1 protein-coding gene is annotated in these 3,038 nt (G+C 66.8%); it reads right to left on the bottom strand.

Going from position 1 to position 3,038, the window contains the following annotated elements; genetic code table 11:
* Nucleotides 1-303: 303 nt before the first annotated feature.
* Complete coding sequence (locus tag MJD61_10125; GenBank protein MCG8555626.1) at nucleotides 304-2,637, bottom strand: protein kinase; 2,334 nt, start codon at nucleotides 2,635-2,637, stop codon at nucleotides 304-306.
* Nucleotides 2,638-3,038 lie beyond the last annotated feature (401 nt).

Raw genomic sequence — 3,038 nt, 5'->3', positions numbered from 1 at the left:
GGGGCTCGCTGGCAAGGCGGACCGACGAAGACTGCGGTTCATTTCGATGCTGTGCAGCGCATATTCGAGGAGGTCCCAACGCCGCCAGCGGGCGCCAGGGCTGGGGCCAAACGATCAGGATTCCTGTGGCGAGGTACTAGCAGAGCGCCGAGAAGATGGCCCACTGCATTGGCCAGAGCTGGTTCAGGGCCTTGGCCTTCCTTGGCCAGCCTGCCTTCCCTCCTTCTCGGGGCCAGACCTCCTTCGGGCCAGGCCTCCTTCTTCTCCGGTGATGGCCGCCAATGTGACCCATGCGGGCTGGTGTCAGCGCCGCGGTCGCAGCTCGATGCGGAAGCTGGCCTGAACGTGACCGACATCGGGGCGCCGGCGCGTCCTCAGGGCGCTGGTGACCTCTGCGATGCACTCGTGCAAACCCGGCAGGGAACTGCCGCTCGCGCGCACTCGCTGCGCACGGCCGGCGTTCGCCACCCGGAAGCGTACGAGGATTGGTCGAAAGTCGTTGCGGCCCGCCTTCTTGGCCGCGCGCGCATAGCAGCCGGCAAAACGTCCTTCGATCCTGTCGATGGCCCTCTGAATCACAGACGACGCAAGTGGACCGCTCACGGCGAGCCCGGCGATCCGCGCGGCCGCGGACAAGCGTTGCGCCCGCGGCACCGTGACTGCGCTGGTGTGCTGGCTCGTGCTTGCGACCGGCTGGGGCTCGGGCGGCTTCTCGCCCGTCGCGATGGGCTGCTCTACTGGAATGCCGGCCGGCTTCGAGGACTCGGTCGCTGCGGGCTCCGAAGCCGCCAGCGCCTCCGGAGCCGGCCCGGACGCCGGCCACGGGACCAAGTCGCCGGGCGCCCCGAAGTCCGCCTTTTCGGGGCTGGGTGGCTTCAGTGCGGGCGGCGCAGGCTTGACGGGCTTGGGCGAGCGCTTGACGCGACGCGCGCTCCTGCGCGTCAGCGTAGCGTGGCGCTTGGACGCTCGGGTCTTCACCGGTGCGTGGGGCTCCACCGGTGCGGCCTTGTCCGCTGCCGGTTCGCCGGCGTTCGGCTGCGCCGGTGGCTCGTTCGGGTCGTGGTCCATGTCCTGCACGACGGCGGCAACTGGCGGCTGCTGCGGCTCAGGCGCAGCCAGACCGGGCTCAGGCGCCTCTTGCGCTGGCTCGAAGCCCGTACCCGTCTGCGCCTGAGCTTGCGCCTCGGGTGGGGGTTGCTCCCCGCTGGGTCCTTGCACCAAGGCGAGCGCCGGCGGCACAATGTCGGAGGGAACGAGCGGGTCGGGCGAACCAGCCGCGGGCTCCGTGCTCGCCGTGGGACTGCTTGGCTCGGTTCGATCCTCGACCTGCGGCAGGGTTTTCCCGCCATGCGGCGCAGGCAGCTCAGCCTGCCAGCCCACGCGGCTGATCTCGCCCAGCTCGTGCCCGTCGACATCGAAACGTGCCCCGGCGTAGCCCACCGCGATCGCGGCGGCCGCCGACAGGAGCGCCACGACAGGGCCTTTTCGCCTGGCGCGCTTCGTTCGCACGCGGCGCAAAGCCCCGGCCGCCGGGGGTGGCGGTCCCAGCAACGGCTCCGGCCTGGGGGGCTGCGTCGCCTCAGGCAGCGACGACGACACACTGGCGGGCAACAAAGCCGTGCCGGTGTTGCCCGGCACGGGCTTCGACAAGGCCCCGGCCGGTAGAGAAGGGGACGGTTCGATGGGCGCAGCTGGCTGCGGCAGCGGCTGCAAGCGCAGGCAGCTCGCCGAGCCGCTGACCAGTTCTTCGCTCGGATTCGGGCTCACGTGCTCCTTGCACACCGACAGCGCGTCCAGCAACTGGTCCATCGAAGCGTAGCGCTCTGCGGGCTGCTTCGACATGCACCGATGCACCAGCCGCCGCAACTCGGCAGGCACATCAGGCCGCGTGAACCCGGGAATCGGATCGCGTATGTGCGCCATCAACGTCTCTACCTGGCTCTTGCGCTTGTAGGGAATGCGACCTTCAAGCATCTCGAAGAGCATGACTCCCAGCGAGTAGATATCGGTGCGCGCGTCCACCTCGTTGCCACTGATCTGCTCGGGCGCCACGTACTTCGGTGACCCCATGAACATGCCTGTTCGGGTCAGATCCTGCGGACTGTTCACGTTCTTGACCAAACCAAAATCGAGCACCTTTACGAAGTCCACCTCGTCGGCGCCATCCACCAGCAGTATGTTGGCCGGCTTGAGGTCGCGATGGACCACGCTGAGCCCGTGCGCTTCTCTCAAGGCCCGGCAGATCTGGATCCCGACAGTCAGGACCCTGTGGGGAGCCAGGCGCCCATCCTCTTTGAGCAGCTGGCTGAGCGTCTTGCCCTCCACGAACTCCATAGCGATGAAAAAAACACCGTCCTCGGTGCGACCGTAGTCAAACACCGTCACGGTGTTCGGGTGCGTCAGCTTGGCCGCCGTGGCCGCCTCGAGGAAGAAGCGACTTTGAAATTCGGGATCTTTGTCGCCCGTGTACTTGGGCGCGAGAATCTTCAGTGCGACAGTGCGTCCCAAGGGCACCTGTTCCGCGCGATACACGCACCCCATGCCACCCCTGGCAACGGGCGCTTCGATCCGAAAGCGGCCGTTGATCAAACGACCTATGAACCGATCGTCCTTGCTTCTGCTCGAAGGCTCGGCCATAGCGCGTCCGTCACCACCGTCTTCCCATACCACCGCCCCCATATTGCTCTCGACAACCCACGGCCTACCCTTCCCTGTCACCACAGTGTAGGTGAGACGAAGAGAGCGTGGTGCAATCGCAACACGGGCGTACGCGAATTGGTAACGGCACGCGCCCGTTTTTTTTGTCTGTGGGCGCATGGCGTATGCGCCCTCCCAGCGATCCCCCTCGCACCCATGGGGGTTGCCAGCACAACGTCACGTCTGTATGCGAGTCTAGCCCCAAAACAAGTGAACCATGGTGGCCGTTTGGGGCGCTTGGGGTGGGGTGGGCACGCGGGCGCACGCCTGCCTGGGCGTGTGCCCGTTGGGTGCGTAGAGCTTTTTGGTGGGTCGTTGTTGAGGGCTTCGGGGTTTGAGGT

The sequence above is a fragment of the Pseudomonadota bacterium genome, from assembly GCA_022361155.1.
GTDB lineage: Bacteria > Myxococcota_A > Polyangia > Polyangiales > JAKSBK01 > JAKSBK01.
This window is presented reverse-complemented; position numbering and strand designations above follow the sequence as displayed.